Here is a 15,883-nt window from a genome sequence, read left to right as displayed (position 1 = left end):
ACCTCACGGGTTGATCGTGAGCTCGCCGACCTGGCGGCCCCACACGTACTCGATGAACAACGGCTGACCGAGTTCCAGATGGTTGTACGGGGCGATGCTGGCGCCGGTGTCCATCACCAGGTACGGCATCGGGTACAGCTCCCGGGTGATGTCCTGCCAGCAGCCGGGACGGCCCTCCGGCCCGCCGGTGGCGTTGACCCGCGGCAGATTGTCCGGGTAGATGTACGGATTGCCGGCCCCCGCGAGGACGCCACCGCCACCGGTCAGCGAATACCCGTTGCCGCCCAACGTCTTCGCCACCCGCGGCTGGACCTCGTTGAAGTTCTGGATAGTGCAGAACAGCGCGGGGCTGTGGTAGTCGAGCAGCTTCGCCGTGGGCACCAGATCGGCAGCGCCGCGGACCAGATACGGGCCCGCGCGCTCGAAGACGTCGGCCCCCATGTCGGCGAAGCCGAGCGCGCCCATCAGCGCGGCGTCGAGGTCGGCGCGGTGGTCGTTGAACGTGCGGCCGGTGGTCACCGCGTTCTCGAGGCCGTCCCACAGCTCCGGTGACGCGTCGGCGTACACGTCGGCGAGATCGGCCAGCAGTTGAGTGTCGGACCGGATCGCCGGCATCCGGGCGTTGAGGTCGTCGATGATCCGGTTGCCGTTGAGCAGCGACTCGCCGAATCGGTCTCCCAGACCGGTGAGCGCCTCCGCCGTCGCGGCCAGGGTCTGGTTCAACTTGATCGGGTCGACCTGTTCTGCGAGCGCCATGACCGTCTCGAACACTGTGTTGAACTCCGTCGTCACCGCCGACACCTCGATCACATCTCGACCCGTGATGTGTTGTGGCGACGCGTCTTCCGGTGCGGTGAACGAGATGTACTTGTTGCCGAACACCGTGGTGGCACGGATCTCGGCAACCACGTTCACCGGAATGCGGTCCAGGTAGCGGGGATTGACTTCGAGCGTGAGTTTCGCCTGGTGCCCGTCGCCCACGTCGACGAGCGAGATCCGGCTGACCCGCCCGATCTCCACGCCGTTGTAGGTCACCTTCGCGCCCGGTTCGACGACCAGACCGGCGCGCGGCGACAGCAACGTCAGCTGGGTCCGAGGCAACAGGTCGCCGCGAAACTGCAGATAGAGCACGCCCGCCGCGACGGTGGCGATGACCAGGAACATCGCACCGGCCACCTTGTACGGCGGCTTGTGGCGGTCGACGAACACTTTGAGACAGTAAGGGATGGCCACCTCTCGACGGGTCCGCCCTGCCGATCCGGCGAAGACCCGCACGGCGGTCGCGGCGCTCGCGGACTGGTTACGCGACGATGAGCGACCAGCGCCGGCCAGAACCGAACTCGCCGAGGCGGTCCGGTTGACGGCCCGCACGCTCGCCGCCGTCGCGCCGGGTTCCAGCGTCGAGGTCCGCGTACCGCCGTTCATCGCGGTGCAGTGCATCGCGGGGCCGTCGCACCGGCGCGGCAACCCGCCCAATGTGGCCGAGACGGATCCGCGGACCTGGCTGCTGCTCGCCTGCGGGATGCTGTCGCCGAACGACGCCGTGGCAGACGGCCGGTTGACGCTGTCGGGGTCGCGCGCCGGGGAGATCGCGACCTGGCTACCGCTGGTCGACCTCGACGGTTAACTTGGCCACACCTTCGCTACGGCTGATTTCGGTGTAGTTCGTCGCGATGCGCGCGGCGAAGTACACCGAAATCGCAGGTTGAACGGCAGAAACATGCGCAAGCGGACGGCTTGTTTCGACTGCGGCGACACCCCCGCCGCATTCGGTGAATGACCGGTGATGTACGTAGACTGAGGCGGTCTACCCATTCCGCCCTGGGAGCAGCCATATCGTGACCGGCCCGCAGACCGATCCTGAACCCCGCGAAGAGTGTGGCGTATTCGGCGTGTGGGCGCCGGGTGAAGAGGTCGCCAAGCTCACCTACTACGGCCTCTATGCGCTTCAGCACCGCGGCCAGGAAGCCGCGGGAATCGCCGTCGCCGACGGCTCCCAGGTGCTGGTGTTCAAGGATCTGGGCCTGGTCAGCCAGGTCTTCGACGAGCAGACGCTGGCCGCGATGGAAGGCCACGTCGCCATCGGGCACTGCCGCTACTCGACCAGCGGTTCGACGACGTGGGAGAACGCCCAGCCGGTGTTCCGCAACACGGCGGCGGGCACCGGCGTCGCACTGGGACACAACGGCAACCTCGTCAACGCGGCCGAACTCGCCGCCCGCGCCCGCGAGGCCGGTTTGCTCGGTACCAGGGGCGCTCCGGCGGCGACCACCGACTCCGACATCCTCGGTGCGCTGCTCGCCCACGGGGCGGCCGACGCGACGCTGGAGCAGGCCGCGCTGGAACTGCTGCCGACCGTGCGTGGCGCGTTCTGCCTGACGTGGATGGACGAGAACACCCTGTATGCGGCGCGCGATCCGTACGGGGTGCGACCGTTGGCGTTGGGGCGGTTGGACCGCGGCTGGGTCGTCGCGTCGGAGACCGCGGCGCTCGACATCGTCGGCGCCTCGTTCGTCCGCGACATCGAGCCCGGTGAACTGCTGGCCATCGACGCCGACGGGGTGCGCTCCACCCGGTTCGCCAACCCCGAACCCAAGGGCTGCGTCTTCGAGTACGTCTATCTGGCGCGCCCGGACAGCACTCTGGCCGGCCGTTCGGTGCACGCCACCCGCGTCGACATCGGCCGCCGACTGGCCAGGGAGATGCCGGTCGAGGCGGATCTGGTGATCGGCGTGCCGGAGTCGGGCACCCCCGCCGCGGTGGGTTATGCGCAGGAGTCCGGCATCCCCTACGGCCAAGGCCTGATGAAGAACGCCTACGTGGGACGCACGTTCATCCAACCGTCGCAGACCATCCGCCAGCTCGGCATCCGGCTCAAGCTCAACCCGCTCAAGGAAGTGATCCGGGGTAAGCGACTGATCGTCGTCGACGACTCGATCGTGCGCGGCAACACCCAGCGCGCCCTGATCCGGATGCTGCGCGAGGCCGGCGCCGTGGAGGTGCACGTCCGCATCGCGTCGCCGCCCGTCAAATGGCCCTGCTTCTACGGCATCGACTTCGCCACCCCGGCCGAACTGATCGCCAACGCCGTCGAGGACCAGGGGGAGATGCTCGAGGCGGTGCGCCACGCCATCGGCGCCGACACCCTCGGCTACATCAGCCAGCAGGGCATGATCGCCGCGACCGAGCAGCCCGCTTCCAGGTTGTGCAGCGCCTGCTTCGACGGCAAGTATCCGATCGAGTTGCCGGGCGAATCGGCGTTGGGCAAGAACGTGATCGAGCACATGCTCGCGACGGCCGCCAAGACCGGCGTGCCGCTGCAGTCCGACAACGACAACGTCTCGGCGCTGCGCAGGCCGTAACTACCGCCCTACGTGCGCCCAGCGCGGATCGCCGGGCAGCGGGCCGCGCTGCAACGCCTTCGCCACCGCGTCGCGATAACCCGTCAGGCCGCTGTGCGGCGGCGCGATGACGTCATCGATGTCGTGGTTGGCCATCACCGCCTCGCACTCCAGCGACTCGACGAGCGGACGTGCCAGCGCGCCGGGCAGCGGCGTCACCAACCCGATCCACCAACTCGCCAACGTCGGTGTGAGCCAAGGTAAGTCGATGATCACCCGCCGTCGCAGACCGGCCACATCGGCGTACACCTGCATCGCCTCACGATATTCGAGCACGTCGGGTCCGCCGATATCCCATGTGCGCGATGCCGCTACCGGCGCAGCGGCGGCCTCGGCCAGATAGTGCAGCGCGTCGTCGATCGCGATCGGCTGGATTTTGTTGTGCACCCATCTCGGTGTCGTCATCACCGGCAGGCGGTTGGTCAGGTGCCGGATCATCTCGAAAGAAGCCGATCCCGCGCCGATCACGATTCCGGCCTGCAGGACGACGGTCTCGATTCCGGACCCAATCAGGATCTCGCCGACGTCGGTCCGCGACCGCAGATGCGGGGACAGGTCGGCTTCTGCTGGGTGCAGGCCGCCCAGATACACCAACCGCCTGATCCCCGCATCGCGTGCAGCGGCGACGACGTTGCGGGCCGACCGGGCCTCTTCCTCGACGAAATCGGGCGAGGTGCCCATCGAGTGCACCAGGTAGTAGACGACGTCCATGCCCTCGAACGCGTTGCGCAGCGAGTCCGTGCCACCGAGGTCGCCGCGTGCCACCTCCACCCGGTCGCGCCACGACGCGTCGTCGAGCTTGTCGGGGTTACGCGCCAGCGCCCGCACCGCATGACCGTGGTCGAGCAGAGCGGGCACCAACCGGCCGCCGATATAGCCGGTCGCGCCCGTCACCAAGCAGCGAATCGCGTCTGTCATCCCGGCGGGATCGCCGGTTTGGTGCGCGGGCAAACCCAAGAAGGCGGTTACCGCGGCGCGGCGAACACCGGTAGCCTTTATCGCGATGACCGAACGCGCCGAACCTGCCGGCATCTCCTACGCGTCGGCCGGGGTCGACATCGAAGCCGGTGACCGGGCCGTCGAACTCCTCAAACCACTCGCCGAGAAGGCCACCAGGCCCGAGGTACGCGCCGGCATCGGCGGCTTTGCGGGACTGTTCGCGCTGCGTGGCGGCTACCGGGAACCGGTGCTGGCCTCGTCGACCGACGGCGTCGGCACCAAACTGGCGGTCGCCCAGGCCATGGACAAGCACGACACGGTCGGAATCGACCTGGTCGCGATGGTCGTCGACGACCTCGTGGTCTGTGGCGCAGAACCGCTGTTCCTGCAGGACTACATCGCGGTCGGGCGCACGGTTCCCGAGCGGATCGGCGAACTGGTGGCCGGCATCGCCAACGGTTGCCAGCTGGCCGGCTGCGCGCTGCTCGGCGGCGAGACGGCCGAGCACCCCGGCCTGATGGCGCCCGACCACTACGACATCTCGGCCACCGGGGTGGGCATCGTCGAGGCCGACGACGTGCTCGGCCCGGACCGGGTCAAGCCCGGGGACGTGCTGATCGCGATGGCCTCGACCGGCCTGCACTCCAACGGCTACTCACTGGCCCGCAAGGTGCTGCTGGAAATCGACCGGATGAACCTGGCCGGTCATGTCGAAGAGTTCGGTCGCACGCTCGGCGAAGAACTGCTGGAGCCGACCCGCATCTACGCCAAGGACTGCCTGGCCCTGGCCGCCGAGACGCAGGTACGCACTTTCTGCCACGTCACCGGCGGCGGGTTGGCCGGCAACCTCGAGCGGGTGGTCCCGCACGGGCTGGTCGCCGAAATCGACCGCGGCACTTGGACGCCGGCACCCGTGTTCGCGATGATCGGGCAACGCGGACGGGTCGAGCGCAGCGAGATGGAGAAGACCTTCAACATGGGTGTCGGGATGGTCGCGGTCGTCGCACCGGAGGACACCGACCGCGCCCTGGCGATCTTGACCGCGCGTCACCTGAATTGCTGGACGCTGGGCACCGTCAAGAAGGGCGGCAAGAACGGTCCTCGAGCCAGGCTCGTGGGTCAGCACCCGCGCTTCTGAGCCTCAGCTCTGAGCGTCAGCGGCGCCAGTCGTCGTCGTCGACCCAGTCGTCGGCCACCGGGTCGGTACCGGCCATGTCGTCATCGGGAGCGCCCGACAGCTCGCGCTGAAGCCGCTCGAAGTCGGTCTGCGGTGAGCTGTATTTGAGCTCACGAGCAACCTTGGTCTGCTTTGCCTTTGCCCGGCCGCGGCCCATGGGGGGACCCCCTCGCGCAATAACGGAGCGGCCCGATTTGCAGGCGGCTCCGATCTGATCTGTCTTTTTATCGTCCTGCCGACACTTTACCGTGCCTGGCTGCGGTGCGCTGCCAGGCCCTCGGCGGTCAGCGGTTTCCGCCGCGCAGCTGTTCGACCGCGCGGCGTCCGGCACCTGCGACGTCGGGCGGCGGCATCGAGTCCGCGTCGATCAGCGCGGGCACCCCTGCGACGGTCAATTCGGTGTCCGCGGGCAGCCCCCGCTTGAGCAGCGCCAGCGCGACGGGGCCGTCGTCCACGTGGTCGACCACCGTGCCGAGGCGACCGACCGTCCGGCCGGCGGCGAGCACCGGGTCGCCGGTGCTGGGCCGGTCGGTCGAACCGTCGAGATGCAACCGCACCAGCATCCGCGGCGGTTTACCCAGGTTGTGCACCCGGGCGACGGTCTCCTGCCCTCGGTAGCAGCCCTTGTCCAGATGCACGGCGGGGCCGATCCAGCCGACCTCGTGCGGGATCGTCCGCTCGTCGGTGTCCACACCCAGCCGGGGCCGAAGCGTGGCCACCCGGTGGGCCTCGTAGGCCCACACCCCGGCGGGCCGGACCCCTGCGTCGTCGAGCCGCCGGCGCCAGCGGTCGACCTGTTCGCGGGGCACCACGAGGTCGAGTTCGAGCGCCGATCCGCCGAGGCGCCGCACGAAGCCGCCTTCGGGAAGCGCGACGGCCGTGCGTTCCGCCGGTAGCGAACCGACGCCGAGCGCGTCGAGCACCGCGGCGTCAGCCAACCGCGGGCCGAGCAGTGACAACACCGCCAGGTCGGCCGGTTCGACCGCGACGTCGGACCAGAACACCATCTTGCGCAGGTAGCTCAGCAGCGCCTCGCCACGCCACGCTTCGGTGTCGAGATACGTGACGCCGCCGAGTTCGGTTTGCAGCCAGTGATCTTCGACACGGCCCTGGCCGTCGAGGCTGAGATTCTCGGTGACCGTGCCGTCGCCCATGTCGCTGACGTGCTGGGTGGTCAGACTGTGCAGCCAGGTCCTGCGGTCGCCGCCGGTGAGGGTGAGCACAGCGCGGTGTGAGCGGTCCACGACGACCGCCGCGTCCGCCGCCGCCCGTTGCTCGGCCAGCGGATCGCCGTAGTGCCAGACAGCGCCGGCGTCGGGTCCGGTGTCGGGAGCGGGGACGGCTGGCGCAGAGAATGTCACACGTCAACTCTACGTTCGGCCCTCGGCGGGCCGCGGCTACGCTGTGGGCCCATGGCTGGCGAACCCGGGGTCGTGGTGACGCTGGACGGGCGGTTGCACGATCCGGCGGCGGCGCTGCTGCACGCCGACGACCTCGCAGCGGTACGCGGCGACGGTGTCTTCGAGACGCTGCTGATCCGCGACGGCCGACCGTGCCTGCTCGAAAGCCACCTGGCCCGGCTCAGCCAATCGGCGCGGATGACCGACTTGCCGGCACCCGACCTGCCGCGGTGGCGGGCCGCGGTGTCCGCAGCGGTCGAGGAATGGAACGCGCGCGCCGACGACGAGGGCGTGCTGCGGCTGGTGTACAGCCGGGGCCGCGAAGGCGGGTCGCCACCGACGGCGTTCGCCACGATCGGTGCGTTGCCGGCGCGGGTGGCCCAGGTGCGCCGCCACGGGCTTGCGGCGCTGACGCTGCCCCGCGGACTACCGACCGAGGGCACCGCCGAGATGCCGTGGCTGTTGGCCGGCGCGAAGACGTTGTCGTACGCGGTGAACATGGCCGCCCTGCGGCATGCCGAGCGGCACGGCGCCGGCGATGTGATCTTCGTCGGCGCCGATGGTCACCTCCTCGAGGGACCGCGTTCGACCGTGGTGATCGCCGCCGAGTCCGAACCGGGCGCGGGCGACGTCGCGTTCTTCACGCCGCCGCCATGGTTCCCGATCCTGCGCGGCACCACGCAGCAGGCGTTGTTCGAGGTGGCGCGCAACAAGGGGTACGACTGCGACTACCGCTCGTTGCGGACAACGGATCTGCTTACCGCTCAAGGTGTTTGGCTGGTGTCGAGCATCACGCTCGCCGCGCGGGTGCACACCCTCGACGGCAGAGCGCTGCCGCCGAGCCCGTTGGCGGCGGAGTTCGCCGAACTCGTCGACGCCGCGGTCGTCAGCGATCGCTGAACGCGGGTACCGTCGCGCGGATACGGGGAACCATCGCCTCGCCGTGTGCAGATGAACCGGTACGCCGATACAGGCTGGCCGGCTCAGCAGTCGAACACCAACCAGCAGATGTGGTTCCGCAATCGCTGATCGTCAAGTACGAGTTCTCGGATCGCCTCCGGGAGCTGGTCCCGCTGCCAGCGGCACTCGAGTCGTCCTGCGGCTTCGGCCTCGCCGTCCGGCGCAGCAGCACGTGCGGCCTTGATCGCATAGGCGGCCGCGCCGAGTTCGTGGGCGGCGACATGGGCTACGGCGCCAGCCTGGCCAGCTGCGTATGCGGCGTGCCGTGCTGCCCCTTGCTTGTCTCGCGCCGCTCCCATGGAATGACCTCCTGCCGCGCGAGACTCCATCATCTTGACCTCGCCCCGCACCCAGGCGCGGGCATGCTCGATGGCCTGACGCGGTCGTGGATCCTCAGGGTGAGCTGACTCGAATAGGTGAAGGACGTGCTCCGCGCATGAGGCCGCCCATAGTGCGAGCAAATGGTGATCCGAGTCCGTCAAGGTCCCACCGCGGCGGACGGTCACAAAGCGCGGATCGCGCACCTTCGGGAGAATCATGGCTGGCGGCGCCCCTATGTAAGTCCGCCCCGCATCCTATCCAGGCGAACCTTGCGGTCTTCCCGTGGCTCGTCAATTGTTGCGGCAGCTAGAAGTTCGCGCTGGTGATATTCGAATCTGCGGGCGCACCGCGTCTAAACCGACTTCGTCGACGAGGCGTAGCGCGGTGTCGATCATTGCTTCGCGCGTAGCTAGGGTGAGTCCATGCTTGCCGTTCCGTCTTCCGACGGCGTCGAGGTACACGCGTACGACGAGGGGCGTGGCCCCACCATCGTGATCGTCGGTCCGGGATTGGACGACGGGACAAGGACGAAGAAACTCTCCGGCCTACTCGCCGCGAGGTTCCGCGTCATCCGACTGCACCGCCGCCAATACCGGCTCGACCTCAAGCGCGACCCGAAATTGGGAGGACCGCCCGCAACGATCGCCGATGAGGTCGAAGACTTACTCGCAATCGTGCGGGCTGTCGGGGAATCGGTGCTGCTGTACGGCCATTCTGACGGTGGCGTTGTCGCCTTGGAGGCGTTGGCGACATCGCCGTCTTCGTTCACCGGCGGCGTGATCTTCGAACCCGCAGCTGTCATCGACAAACCTCTGGCAGGCGAGCACGGCGAGGTGTTGGCCAAGGCGCGAGCGGCGTTGGCCGCTGGCCGCCCCGACAAGGCGATGGCCATCTTTTTCCGCGAAACAATCGAGCTACCGGCCTGGCAGGCACCACTAGCAGCGATGGCCTGCGCGCTCATCCCGCGCCTGCGTCGGCTGGTGCCGTGCCAACTCGACGCCCTCGAAGCGCTGGACCAGCTCGGCAACCGTCTCAACACCTACGCCACGATCCGAGTGCCCACCCTCTTGCTGGGCGGTGACAGAAGCCCACATCATCTCGTTCGGCGCCTGGATGCGATCGAACGCGCGATACCAGATGCGGAACGTGTGGTGATGGCCGGCCGTGATCACGGCGCCGACCTCAAACACCCGAAGGACGTCGCGCGAATCATCGAGTCCTTCGCCGACCGCATCCACACGTCAGCGGAATAGCCGATTTCGGGCCCGCTGCCTCGGCACCCGTTCAACTGGGTAGGCAAGTGCATCCGCCCGGCACGGGAGAAAAATCACTACCAGCCCTAATAGCGTCAGTGGTACCTTCGCCGGTACACAGGGAAGGAGGTGGTCCGAGATTTTGAGTGACTTATGGACTTGTGAGGTGGCTGCGAGCTAGCAGCGCCAGGGGAATGAGCTGACGGCTCTTCGCGCTCTGCGCGCGCTGGCGAATTCCCCGCAGTCACCCGGCCCCCGAGCCCCTCGGTTTTGTCCGCCAGGAACACACGGCTCGGGGGCCGCCCCATATCTGGGGGCGAATTGGTAACGAGCCGTGGCGGTTTGCTCAGCCGGCAGGTCCCGGCGCGAACGACGCGCAAGCCTGCATGGCCCGATGCCAGGTATCGCGATCGACTCCCGGCGGCGGAGCGGCCGCAGGACCGGGAGCGGCGGGGACCCCGTGGTCGTTGAGGCACTGCGCCAGCGACCCGTGGCCGGCCGGGGCGTTCGATGTGTTCGATGTGGTGGTCTGCTGCTCGGCCGGCGGGTCCGACGCGCAGCCGGCCAGGATCGCGGCCGCGACGACGCCCGTGGCGAGCCAGATCGCGCGCATCAGCCGACGAACCTCGACAGCCGGGCCGACAGGTGCGGAACCAGGCCGCCGTCGGCGTCGACGCGCTCCTCGACGTACGCGAGATCGCCGCCCTCGACGATGCCGTAGAGCCGTTTCGCCCCACCGACCAGCATCCCGGACTTACTGCGCGCCAACGCATCCGTGACGAGTTCCCACGACGACTGGGTGAGGGGGCGGCCGTAGAACAGCTCGATGTAGCCGGCGGAATGGGCGAGCAGCAGTTCGATGGCCTGCGACTCGGACGGATCGGCCGGGTCGTTGACGAACCGCCAGTAGCCCGATTCGCGCAGCGACGGCTGGTCATAGTCGCCCGACTCGGTCAGCCGCCACGAGCGCGCTTCCCAGATCAGGTAGTCCCCGCCGTCGTGGGAGACCACGATCTGCTGGCCGAACCGGTAGTCGCCGTCGGCACCGCGGCCCTCACCCTCACCGCGCCAGACACCGACCAGCGGCAGCAGGGCCAGCAGCGCGTCGTTGAGGTTCACGCCTTCGCGCAGATTGGCGGTGTCGGACGGCGCTGGCAGATCACCGAAGACCGGGATGTTCCGCGCGGCGGTTGTTTTCGCGCGCTCGGCCGCCGCCGCGACTGCGTCGTCGCCCGACGTCACGACTCGTCGGTGATCAGCCGGTACAGCGCGTACAACGCGAACCAGGTGATGACCACCGTCGCGGCCACCAGCAGGAGTTCGAAGAACAGCACCACGGGGTGCAGTCTATCCTTCGGCTCGTCGCCGGGTTCGCCGGGCCCGGCCCGCCGAATCTGAACTTGTGCGCGAGTTTTTCACGAATTCTCAAGCACAAGCTCAGTTTCGACGTGGAAGCGCGCTACGCGACCTTGACGTCGACCTCGTGGATCCCTGCGCCGGACGGGGCCACGACGGCGTCGCCGTTGCCGACCTTCGACAGCGCGCGCAGCGTCCACGTGCCGGGTGCGGCGAAGAACCGGAAGTCGCCGGTGGCCGAGGCGACCACCTCGGCGGTGAACTCGTCAGAGCTGTCCAGCAGCCGCACGAATGCGCCGCCGACGGCCTGTCCCGACCCGTCCACGACGCGGCCGGTGATCACCGTCTCCTTTTCCAAGTCGACGCTGGCGGGCAACGTCAGGCCTTGTTTCGGGGCAGAGCACATATCAACTTCCCAACTCGATCGGGGCACCCACGAGGGAGCCGTATTCCGTCCAACTGCCGTCGTAGTTCTTGACGTTCTGGTGTCCGAGCAGCTCCTGCAGCACGAACCACGTGTGCGACGACCGCTCACCGATGCGGCAGTAGGCGATCGTCTCCTTCTCACCGTCCAGGCCGGCCTCGGCGTACAGCTTCGCGAGGGCCTCATCGGACTTGAACGTGCCGTCGTCGTTGGCCGCCTTGCTCCACGGAACGTTGATCGCGCCCGGGATATGCCCGGGCCGCTGGCTCTGCTCCTGGGGCAGGTGCGCGGGAGCCAGGATCTTGCCGGAGAACTCGTCGGGAGAACGCACATCGACGAGGTTCTTGCTGTTGATCGCGGCGATCACCTCGTCGCGGAAGGCCCGGATGCTGTTGTCGGGCGCCTTGGCCGTGTAGCTGGTCGCCGGGCGCTTGACCACGTCGGTGGACAGCGGACGACCGTCGAGCTCCCACTTCTTGCGGCCGCCGTCGAGCAGCTTGACGTCCTGGTGCCCGTACAGCTTGAAGTACCAGTAGGCGTACGCGGCGAACCAGTTGTTGTTGCCGCCGTAGAGAATCACCGTGTCGTCATTGGAAATGCCGCGCTCACTCAACAGTTTCGAGAACTGTTGCTGGTCAACGAAATCGCGGCGCACCGGATCCTGCAGATCGGTCTTCCAGTCGATCTTGACGGCGCCCTCGATGTGACCGGTGTCGTAGGCGCTGGTGTCCTCGTCGACCTCGACGAAGACGGTGTTCGGCGCGTTGAGATTGCTCTCGGCCCAGTCAACCGTGACCAGGACGTCGGAGCGTGCCATATAGGAGATCCTTTCGGTTGCTTCAGTTCGAAGTTCTATGCGGGTGACGGTGTGCCAGCGTTCCTTCGAACGCGTGCGACGAGCGGATAGAGCTGGCAGCCAAGGCAGATGCCGAAGGCCGCGTTCAGGAAGGCCGCCACGAGCGCGAAGCCGGTGGCGATGAGGCCCAGCAGCGGATGGGCGGTCACGAAGCCGGCGACGCCGACCACCGCGAACCCCAAACCGACGAGTTGGGCGAACTTGAGCGGCGCGACGGGTTCCTTCTCGGTGACGGGTCCGAGCCGCGGGGCGACGAAGCGGCCGAAGATCAGGCCGTAGGGATGCGCTCGCGGCCCGCGCCACGCGCCGACGGCGAACACCACCGCCTGGGCGCCCAGGAGCGCAGCCGCTGCGACCGGGCTGAGCGGCCACACCAGCAGCGTCGCCACGAGGACCCCGGTGGTGAGCCACGCGGCGAACCGCGGTCCGCGCACGTCCACCTGATCGGGTGTCCGGGTCTTGATTGTCGACATATCCGTCGCTGACATTCATGTGCTCCTGTGGGCTGTCATGGGCTGGGCTGGGATTGACCACAGAGGTCGCTCCCGAGTGCGGCGCGAAGAACGGCGCGGCTACTCAGCAGCTGCAACAACAACAGCAAGAACCCGCGACGCGGCACAGATCGACTGCGCGGCGCTTGGTGAGCATCGGCTCGAGGCGGGCGGACACGCCGGACAGCTTACCAACCGACTCGGCGATCAAGCCAACAGCGGTTCCAACGCCGAGCGCAGGTCAGCGGCCTTCGGGACGCCGTGGGTCCGGTACCGAGGCCTGCCGTCCTTGTCGAACACGATCGTGGTGGGCAGCGAGAGCACCGAAAGCCGCCGCGCCGCCTGCGGGTTGGCGTCCATGTCGATCTCGACGTGCGCCACCGCCGGCAGCTCGGCGCATACCTCGTCGACCACCCTGCGCACCGCCGCGCAGGGACCGCACCATTCGGCGGAGAAGTGCAGCACCGTCGGTCCGGTCGATGACAAGCCCAGGTCGCTGGTGTCGACGTTGGCCGCGGCCTCGCTCGCCTTGAGCAGGCCCGACCGCAGCGCGAGCAGCCGGCCGATCACATATGCCACGCCCAGCGCCGCGACGAGCACGGTGATCGCCAACACCCAAGAGGAGCTCATCTCTGCAGTCTGCTCTTCGCGTAGGCGCTCATCGCATGTTGAACTCGTCGAGGGCGACGGTTACTCCCTCGGCGATGCCCTCGATGATGATGTCGGAGCCCCGCGCGCCCTGCGCGGTGGGTGCCAGCCCGAACGGCAGCTTCTGGCCGGGCAGGGTCGCGGTGAACGCCGCCAGCACCGCGTCCTTCTTGTCGTCGGGCACCTCCTGGTCGGCGGTGCCCGGCCCGGTCAGCACGCCGGTGGCGGTCATCACCAGCGTCGTCTGGTCCGGCCCCGCGACGTCGAGGTCCACGGCGATGCTGACCTTGCTGTGAAAGTCCGCCTTCTCGGGTGTCCCGGTGAACACCACGCCCCGGTTACTCGAGATACCCGATTCCGTGGTGCCTCCGGTGGCGTCGTTGCTCTCGCCCGTCGGCGCCTCGACCAGCAGGTCGGGGATGTCCATGAAGCGGCCCAGATGCGTCGAGTCGATGATGATGCGGCTCTCGGCCTTGCCGACCGGCAACACGGCGTCGGGTCCGATCAGCCAGGAGTCGTCGGGAAGGTCGATGTCGTGCAGCGTGGCCTCCAGCGAGGCCTTGCCCACCACGGGGTGATCGACGCCATTGGCCCGGATCTCGACCTCGTCGTAATGGTGATCCATCGCCTGGGTGGCGAATGGGAACCCGAGGATCGCCACCGACGGGTCGTGCTGTAGCTCCGCGGCGCTGCGCACGCTTCTGGCCAGCCGGTATTCGGCGTAGATCGCCGCCCCGAAGTCCGCCCCGACGGCACAGACGGCGACGGCCAGCACCGTCGCGACCACCCCGAGCAGCAGCTTGCGCACCCGGACATTCTGGCCCACCTTCGCCGCGTCGGTGCGTTCGACGCAGCTGACCGGCAGGTTGCGCGCTATCGTTAAAGCACCATTGGCCGGGTAACGGCCGGATGTCGAGCATGAATCTGGGAAGTCACCGACCGACAAAGTTGTCCAGGCGAGGTCCCTGTGGCTGCTGGAGGGCCAGTTGGATCTACTGCTACTGACCGTCGACCCACACCCCGAGTCGGTGCTGCCGTCGTTGTCACTGCTTCCTCACACAGTGCGGACAGCGCCGACCGAGGTGTCGTCGCTGCTGGAGGCCGGCAGCGCGGACGTCGCGATCGTCGACGCGCGCACCGACCTGGCCGCTGCCCGCGGGTTGTGCCGGCTGCTGGGCACGACCGGAACCTCGGTGCCGGTCGTGGCCGTCGTCAGCGAGGGCGGCCTGGTGGCCGTCAGCGTCGAATGGGGTCTCGACGAGATCCTGCTGCCGGGCACCGGCCCCGCCGAGATCGACGCGCGGCTGCGGCTGCTCGTCGGCCGTCGGGGCGGCATGGCCAATCAGGAGAACGTCGGCAAGATCAGCCTCGGCGAGTTGGTGATCGACGAGGGCACTTACACCGCGCGTCTTCGCGGCCGACCGCTCGACCTCACCTACAAGGAATTCGAGCTGCTCAAGTATCTGGCCCAGCACGCGGGCCGGGTGTTCACGCGCGCACAACTGCTGCAGGAGGTGTGGGGCTACGACTTCTTCGGCGGCACCCGCACGGTGGACGTGCACGTGCGACGGTTGCGCGCCAAACTCGGCCCGGAGTACGAGTCGCTGATCGGCACCGTGCGCAACGTCGGCTACAAAGCGGTTCGCCCGGCACGCGGCCGCCCGCCCGCCCAAGGCGCCGAGGTGTCCGACGACATCGACGGCGGCGACTACGAGGCGCCCGCCACGATCCCCGAAGCGCTTGCTGACCCGCTGCGAAGTCCGTGACGGAATTCCTCTGGCGCACTGGTCTTTCCGACGATGAACAGCGTCGCATCCGGGACTTGATCGCAGCCGCCACGGCCGCCGACGGCGTCGCCCCGGTCGGGGAGCAGGTGCTCCGCGAACTGCCGCACGACCGGACCCGACACCTGGTGGCCCGCGACGGCCACGACGTCGTCGGCTATCTGAATCTGTCAGCCGGTGAGGCGTCCGCGATGGCGGAACTGGTTGTGCACCCCCGGACCAGGCGCCGCGGAATCGGATCGGCTCTGGTGCGCGCCGGCCTGGCGGAGGGCGGCGGCGGCGCCCGGGTGTGGGCCCACGGCAACCTCGAGCCGGCGCGCGCCACCGCGGCGTCGCTGGGGCTGGTTGTCGTGCGCGAGCTGCTGCAGATGCGACGCCCGCTGACCGACCTGCCGCCGACGCCGGCGCCCGACGGCATCCGCATCACCACTTACTCCGGTCCCGCCGACGATGCCGCACTGCTGCGCGTCAACAACGCCGCGTTCGCCTGGCATCCCGAGCAGGGGGGCTGGACCGAGGCCGAGATCGCCGAGCGCCGAGGCGAACCATGGTTCGACCCCGACGGGCTGTTCCTCGCCGTCGACGAGGACACCGGCGAGATGCTCGGCTTCCACTGGACCAAGGTTCACAACGCCGACCTCGGAGAGGTTTACGTGGTCGGCGTGAACCCGGCGGCGCAGGGCCGCGGCCTGGGCGCTGCGCTGACCCTGACCGGTCTGCACCACCTTGCCGGGCGGCTGTCGCAAAGCTCGCATCCCACGGTCATGCTTTACGTCGAGGCAGATAACTCGGCGGCCGTGAAGATCTACCGGAAGCTGGGCTTCGAGATCTTCGCGGTGGACACCGCATACGCCGCGCGTTCCCCGCGCTAGC

20 protein-coding genes are annotated in these 15,883 nt (G+C 68.4%); 7 read left to right on the top strand and 13 right to left on the bottom strand.

Going from position 1 to position 15,883, the window contains the following annotated elements; translation table 11 throughout:
- Window positions 1-3: 3 nt before the first annotated feature.
- Window positions 4-1,164, bottom strand: coding sequence for an MCE family protein (locus AU187_RS07725; RefSeq protein ID WP_059098474.1), 1,161 nt, complete (start codon window positions 1,162-1,164; stop codon window positions 4-6).
- A gap of 61 nt (window positions 1,165-1,225) precedes the next feature.
- Between AU187_RS07725 and AU187_RS07720 the strand changes: the two genes are divergently transcribed.
- Window positions 1,226-1,627: a sterol carrier family protein gene (locus AU187_RS07720; RefSeq protein WP_059098325.1), complete on the top strand. Its 402-nt coding sequence runs from the start codon at window positions 1,226-1,228 to the stop codon at window positions 1,625-1,627.
- Between the two features lie 211 nt (window positions 1,628-1,838).
- Complete coding sequence (gene purF / locus AU187_RS07715; RefSeq protein ID WP_059098324.1) at window positions 1,839-3,362, top strand: amidophosphoribosyltransferase; 1,524 nt, start codon at window positions 1,839-1,841, stop codon at window positions 3,360-3,362.
- Here the strand turns inward: purF and AU187_RS07710 are convergent, their stop codons facing one another.
- Window positions 3,363-4,319, bottom strand: a complete 957-nt coding sequence (locus AU187_RS07710; protein ID WP_059098323.1) for an NAD(P)H-binding protein — start codon at window positions 4,317-4,319, stop codon at window positions 3,363-3,365.
- Between the two features lie 85 nt (window positions 4,320-4,404).
- On the opposite strand from AU187_RS07710, the gene purM reads away from it, so the two are divergent.
- Window positions 4,405-5,478: a phosphoribosylformylglycinamidine cyclo-ligase gene (gene purM / locus AU187_RS07705; protein ID WP_059098322.1), complete on the top strand. Its 1,074-nt coding sequence runs from the start codon at window positions 4,405-4,407 to the stop codon at window positions 5,476-5,478.
- A 16-nt stretch (window positions 5,479-5,494) separates the two neighbouring features.
- On the opposite strand, the gene AU187_RS07700 is transcribed toward purM, so the two are convergent.
- On the bottom strand, window positions 5,495-5,674 hold the full coding sequence (locus AU187_RS07700; RefSeq protein WP_059098321.1) for a DUF3073 domain-containing protein: 180 nt from the start codon (window positions 5,672-5,674) through the stop codon (window positions 5,495-5,497).
- Between the two features lie 127 nt (window positions 5,675-5,801).
- Window positions 5,802-6,878, bottom strand: coding sequence for a CAF17-like 4Fe-4S cluster assembly/insertion protein YgfZ (gene ygfZ, locus AU187_RS07695; RefSeq protein WP_059098320.1), 1,077 nt, complete (start codon window positions 6,876-6,878; stop codon window positions 5,802-5,804).
- 51 nt (window positions 6,879-6,929) lie between these two features.
- On the opposite strand from ygfZ, the gene AU187_RS07690 reads away from it, so the two are divergent.
- Window positions 6,930-7,817, top strand: coding sequence for an aminodeoxychorismate lyase (locus AU187_RS07690; protein WP_059098319.1), 888 nt, complete (start codon window positions 6,930-6,932; stop codon window positions 7,815-7,817).
- Between the two features lie 83 nt (window positions 7,818-7,900).
- Here AU187_RS07690 and AU187_RS24905 read toward each other — a convergent pair whose 3' ends face one another.
- Window positions 7,901-8,416: a putative immunity protein gene (locus AU187_RS24905; RefSeq protein ID WP_082684012.1), complete on the bottom strand. Its 516-nt coding sequence runs from the start codon at window positions 8,414-8,416 to the stop codon at window positions 7,901-7,903.
- Between the two features lie 204 nt (window positions 8,417-8,620).
- On the opposite strand from AU187_RS24905, the gene AU187_RS07680 reads away from it, so the two are divergent.
- Complete coding sequence (locus AU187_RS07680; protein ID WP_059166506.1) at window positions 8,621-9,451, top strand: alpha/beta fold hydrolase; 831 nt, start codon at window positions 8,621-8,623, stop codon at window positions 9,449-9,451.
- A gap of 346 nt (window positions 9,452-9,797) precedes the next feature.
- Here the strand turns inward: AU187_RS07680 and AU187_RS07675 are convergent, their stop codons facing one another.
- From AU187_RS07675 to lmeA, 8 genes are all read right to left on the bottom strand, one after another.
- The gene (locus AU187_RS07675) at window positions 9,798-10,064 is read right to left on the bottom strand and encodes a YajG family lipoprotein (RefSeq protein ID WP_059166505.1); all 267 of its coding nucleotides are present in this window, start codon (window positions 10,062-10,064) and stop codon (window positions 9,798-9,800) included.
- Window positions 10,064-10,693: a heme-binding beta-barrel domain-containing protein gene (locus AU187_RS07670; protein ID WP_059098315.1), complete on the bottom strand. Its 630-nt coding sequence runs from the start codon at window positions 10,691-10,693 to the stop codon at window positions 10,064-10,066. Before AU187_RS07670 ends, AU187_RS07675 begins: the two co-directional genes overlap by 1 nt.
- 217 nt (window positions 10,694-10,910) lie before the next feature.
- Entirely contained in the window at window positions 10,911-11,213 is a 303-nt protein-coding gene (locus AU187_RS07665; RefSeq protein WP_059098314.1) for a DUF1416 domain-containing protein, read from the bottom strand.
- A gap of 1 nt (window position 11,214) precedes the next feature.
- The gene (locus AU187_RS07660; RefSeq protein WP_059166504.1) at window positions 11,215-12,048 is read right to left on the bottom strand and encodes a sulfurtransferase; all 834 of its coding nucleotides are present in this window, start codon (window positions 12,046-12,048) and stop codon (window positions 11,215-11,217) included.
- Window positions 12,049-12,083: 35 nt separating this feature from the next.
- Window positions 12,084-12,560, bottom strand: coding sequence for a DUF4395 domain-containing protein (locus AU187_RS07655; RefSeq protein ID WP_059166503.1), 477 nt, complete (start codon window positions 12,558-12,560; stop codon window positions 12,084-12,086).
- Window positions 12,561-12,663: 103 nt separating this feature from the next.
- The gene (locus AU187_RS26125; RefSeq protein WP_353612127.1) at window positions 12,664-12,756 is read right to left on the bottom strand and encodes an Ms5788A family Cys-rich leader peptide; all 93 of its coding nucleotides are present in this window, start codon (window positions 12,754-12,756) and stop codon (window positions 12,664-12,666) included.
- 29 nt (window positions 12,757-12,785) lie between these two features.
- Window positions 12,786-13,208 (bottom strand): thioredoxin family protein, encoded by a 423-nt coding sequence (locus tag AU187_RS07650; protein ID WP_059098311.1) that lies wholly within the window; start codon window positions 13,206-13,208, stop codon window positions 12,786-12,788.
- A 28-nt stretch (window positions 13,209-13,236) separates the two neighbouring features.
- Window positions 13,237-14,034 (bottom strand): mannan chain length control protein LmeA, encoded by a 798-nt coding sequence (gene lmeA, locus AU187_RS07645; RefSeq protein ID WP_059166510.1) that lies wholly within the window; start codon window positions 14,032-14,034, stop codon window positions 13,237-13,239.
- A 178-nt stretch (window positions 14,035-14,212) separates the two neighbouring features.
- Between lmeA and AU187_RS07640 the strand changes: the two genes are divergently transcribed.
- Both AU187_RS07640 and mshD read left to right on the top strand, forming a co-directional pair.
- Window positions 14,213-14,992, top strand: coding sequence for a winged helix-turn-helix transcriptional regulator (locus AU187_RS07640; protein ID WP_059098310.1), 780 nt, complete (start codon window positions 14,213-14,215; stop codon window positions 14,990-14,992).
- Entirely contained in the window at window positions 14,989-15,882 is an 894-nt protein-coding gene (mshD, locus tag AU187_RS07635) for a mycothiol synthase (RefSeq protein ID WP_059166502.1), read from the top strand. Before AU187_RS07640 ends, mshD begins: the two co-directional genes overlap by 4 nt.
- Window position 15,883 lies beyond the last annotated feature (1 nt).

It is taken from the genome of Mycobacterium sp. IS-1556 (genome assembly GCF_001499985.1).
Lineage (GTDB): Bacteria > Actinomycetota > Actinomycetes > Mycobacteriales > Mycobacteriaceae > Mycobacterium.
The sequence above is the reverse complement of the archived record's forward strand: the minus strand, read 5'-3'. Positions and strand labels throughout refer to the sequence as shown.

Bases quoted from the DNA above. Each gene is read 5' to 3' on its own strand.
- AU187_RS07725 (WP_059098474.1), bottom strand. From the start codon at position 1,164: ATGTTCCTGGTCATCGCCACCGTCGCGGCGGGCGTGCTCTATCTGCAG.
- AU187_RS07720 (WP_059098325.1), top strand. From the start codon at position 1,226: ATGGCCACCTCTCGACGGGTCCGCCCTGCCGATCCGGCGAAGACCCGC.
- AU187_RS07710 (WP_059098323.1), bottom strand. From the start codon at position 4,319: ATGACAGACGCGATTCGCTGCTTGGTGACGGGCGCGACCGGCTATATC.
- purM (WP_059098322.1), top strand. From the start codon at position 4,405: ATGACCGAACGCGCCGAACCTGCCGGCATCTCCTACGCGTCGGCCGGG.
- AU187_RS07700 (WP_059098321.1), bottom strand. From the start codon at position 5,674: ATGGGCCGCGGCCGGGCAAAGGCAAAGCAGACCAAGGTTGCTCGTGAG.
- AU187_RS07690 (WP_059098319.1), top strand. From the start codon at position 6,930: ATGGCTGGCGAACCCGGGGTCGTGGTGACGCTGGACGGGCGGTTGCAC.
- AU187_RS24905 (WP_082684012.1), bottom strand. From the start codon at position 8,416: ATGATTCTCCCGAAGGTGCGCGATCCGCGCTTTGTGACCGTCCGCCGC.
- AU187_RS07680 (WP_059166506.1), top strand. From the start codon at position 8,621: ATGCTTGCCGTTCCGTCTTCCGACGGCGTCGAGGTACACGCGTACGAC.
- AU187_RS07675 (WP_059166505.1), bottom strand. From the start codon at position 10,064: ATGCGCGCGATCTGGCTCGCCACGGGCGTCGTCGCGGCCGCGATCCTG.
- AU187_RS07665 (WP_059098314.1), bottom strand. From the start codon at position 11,213: ATGTGCTCTGCCCCGAAACAAGGCCTGACGTTGCCCGCCAGCGTCGAC.
- AU187_RS07660 (WP_059166504.1), bottom strand. From the start codon at position 12,048: ATGGCACGCTCCGACGTCCTGGTCACGGTTGACTGGGCCGAGAGCAAT.
- AU187_RS07655 (WP_059166503.1), bottom strand. From the start codon at position 12,560: ATGTCGACAATCAAGACCCGGACACCCGATCAGGTGGACGTGCGCGGA.
- AU187_RS07650 (WP_059098311.1), bottom strand. From the start codon at position 13,208: ATGAGCTCCTCTTGGGTGTTGGCGATCACCGTGCTCGTCGCGGCGCTG.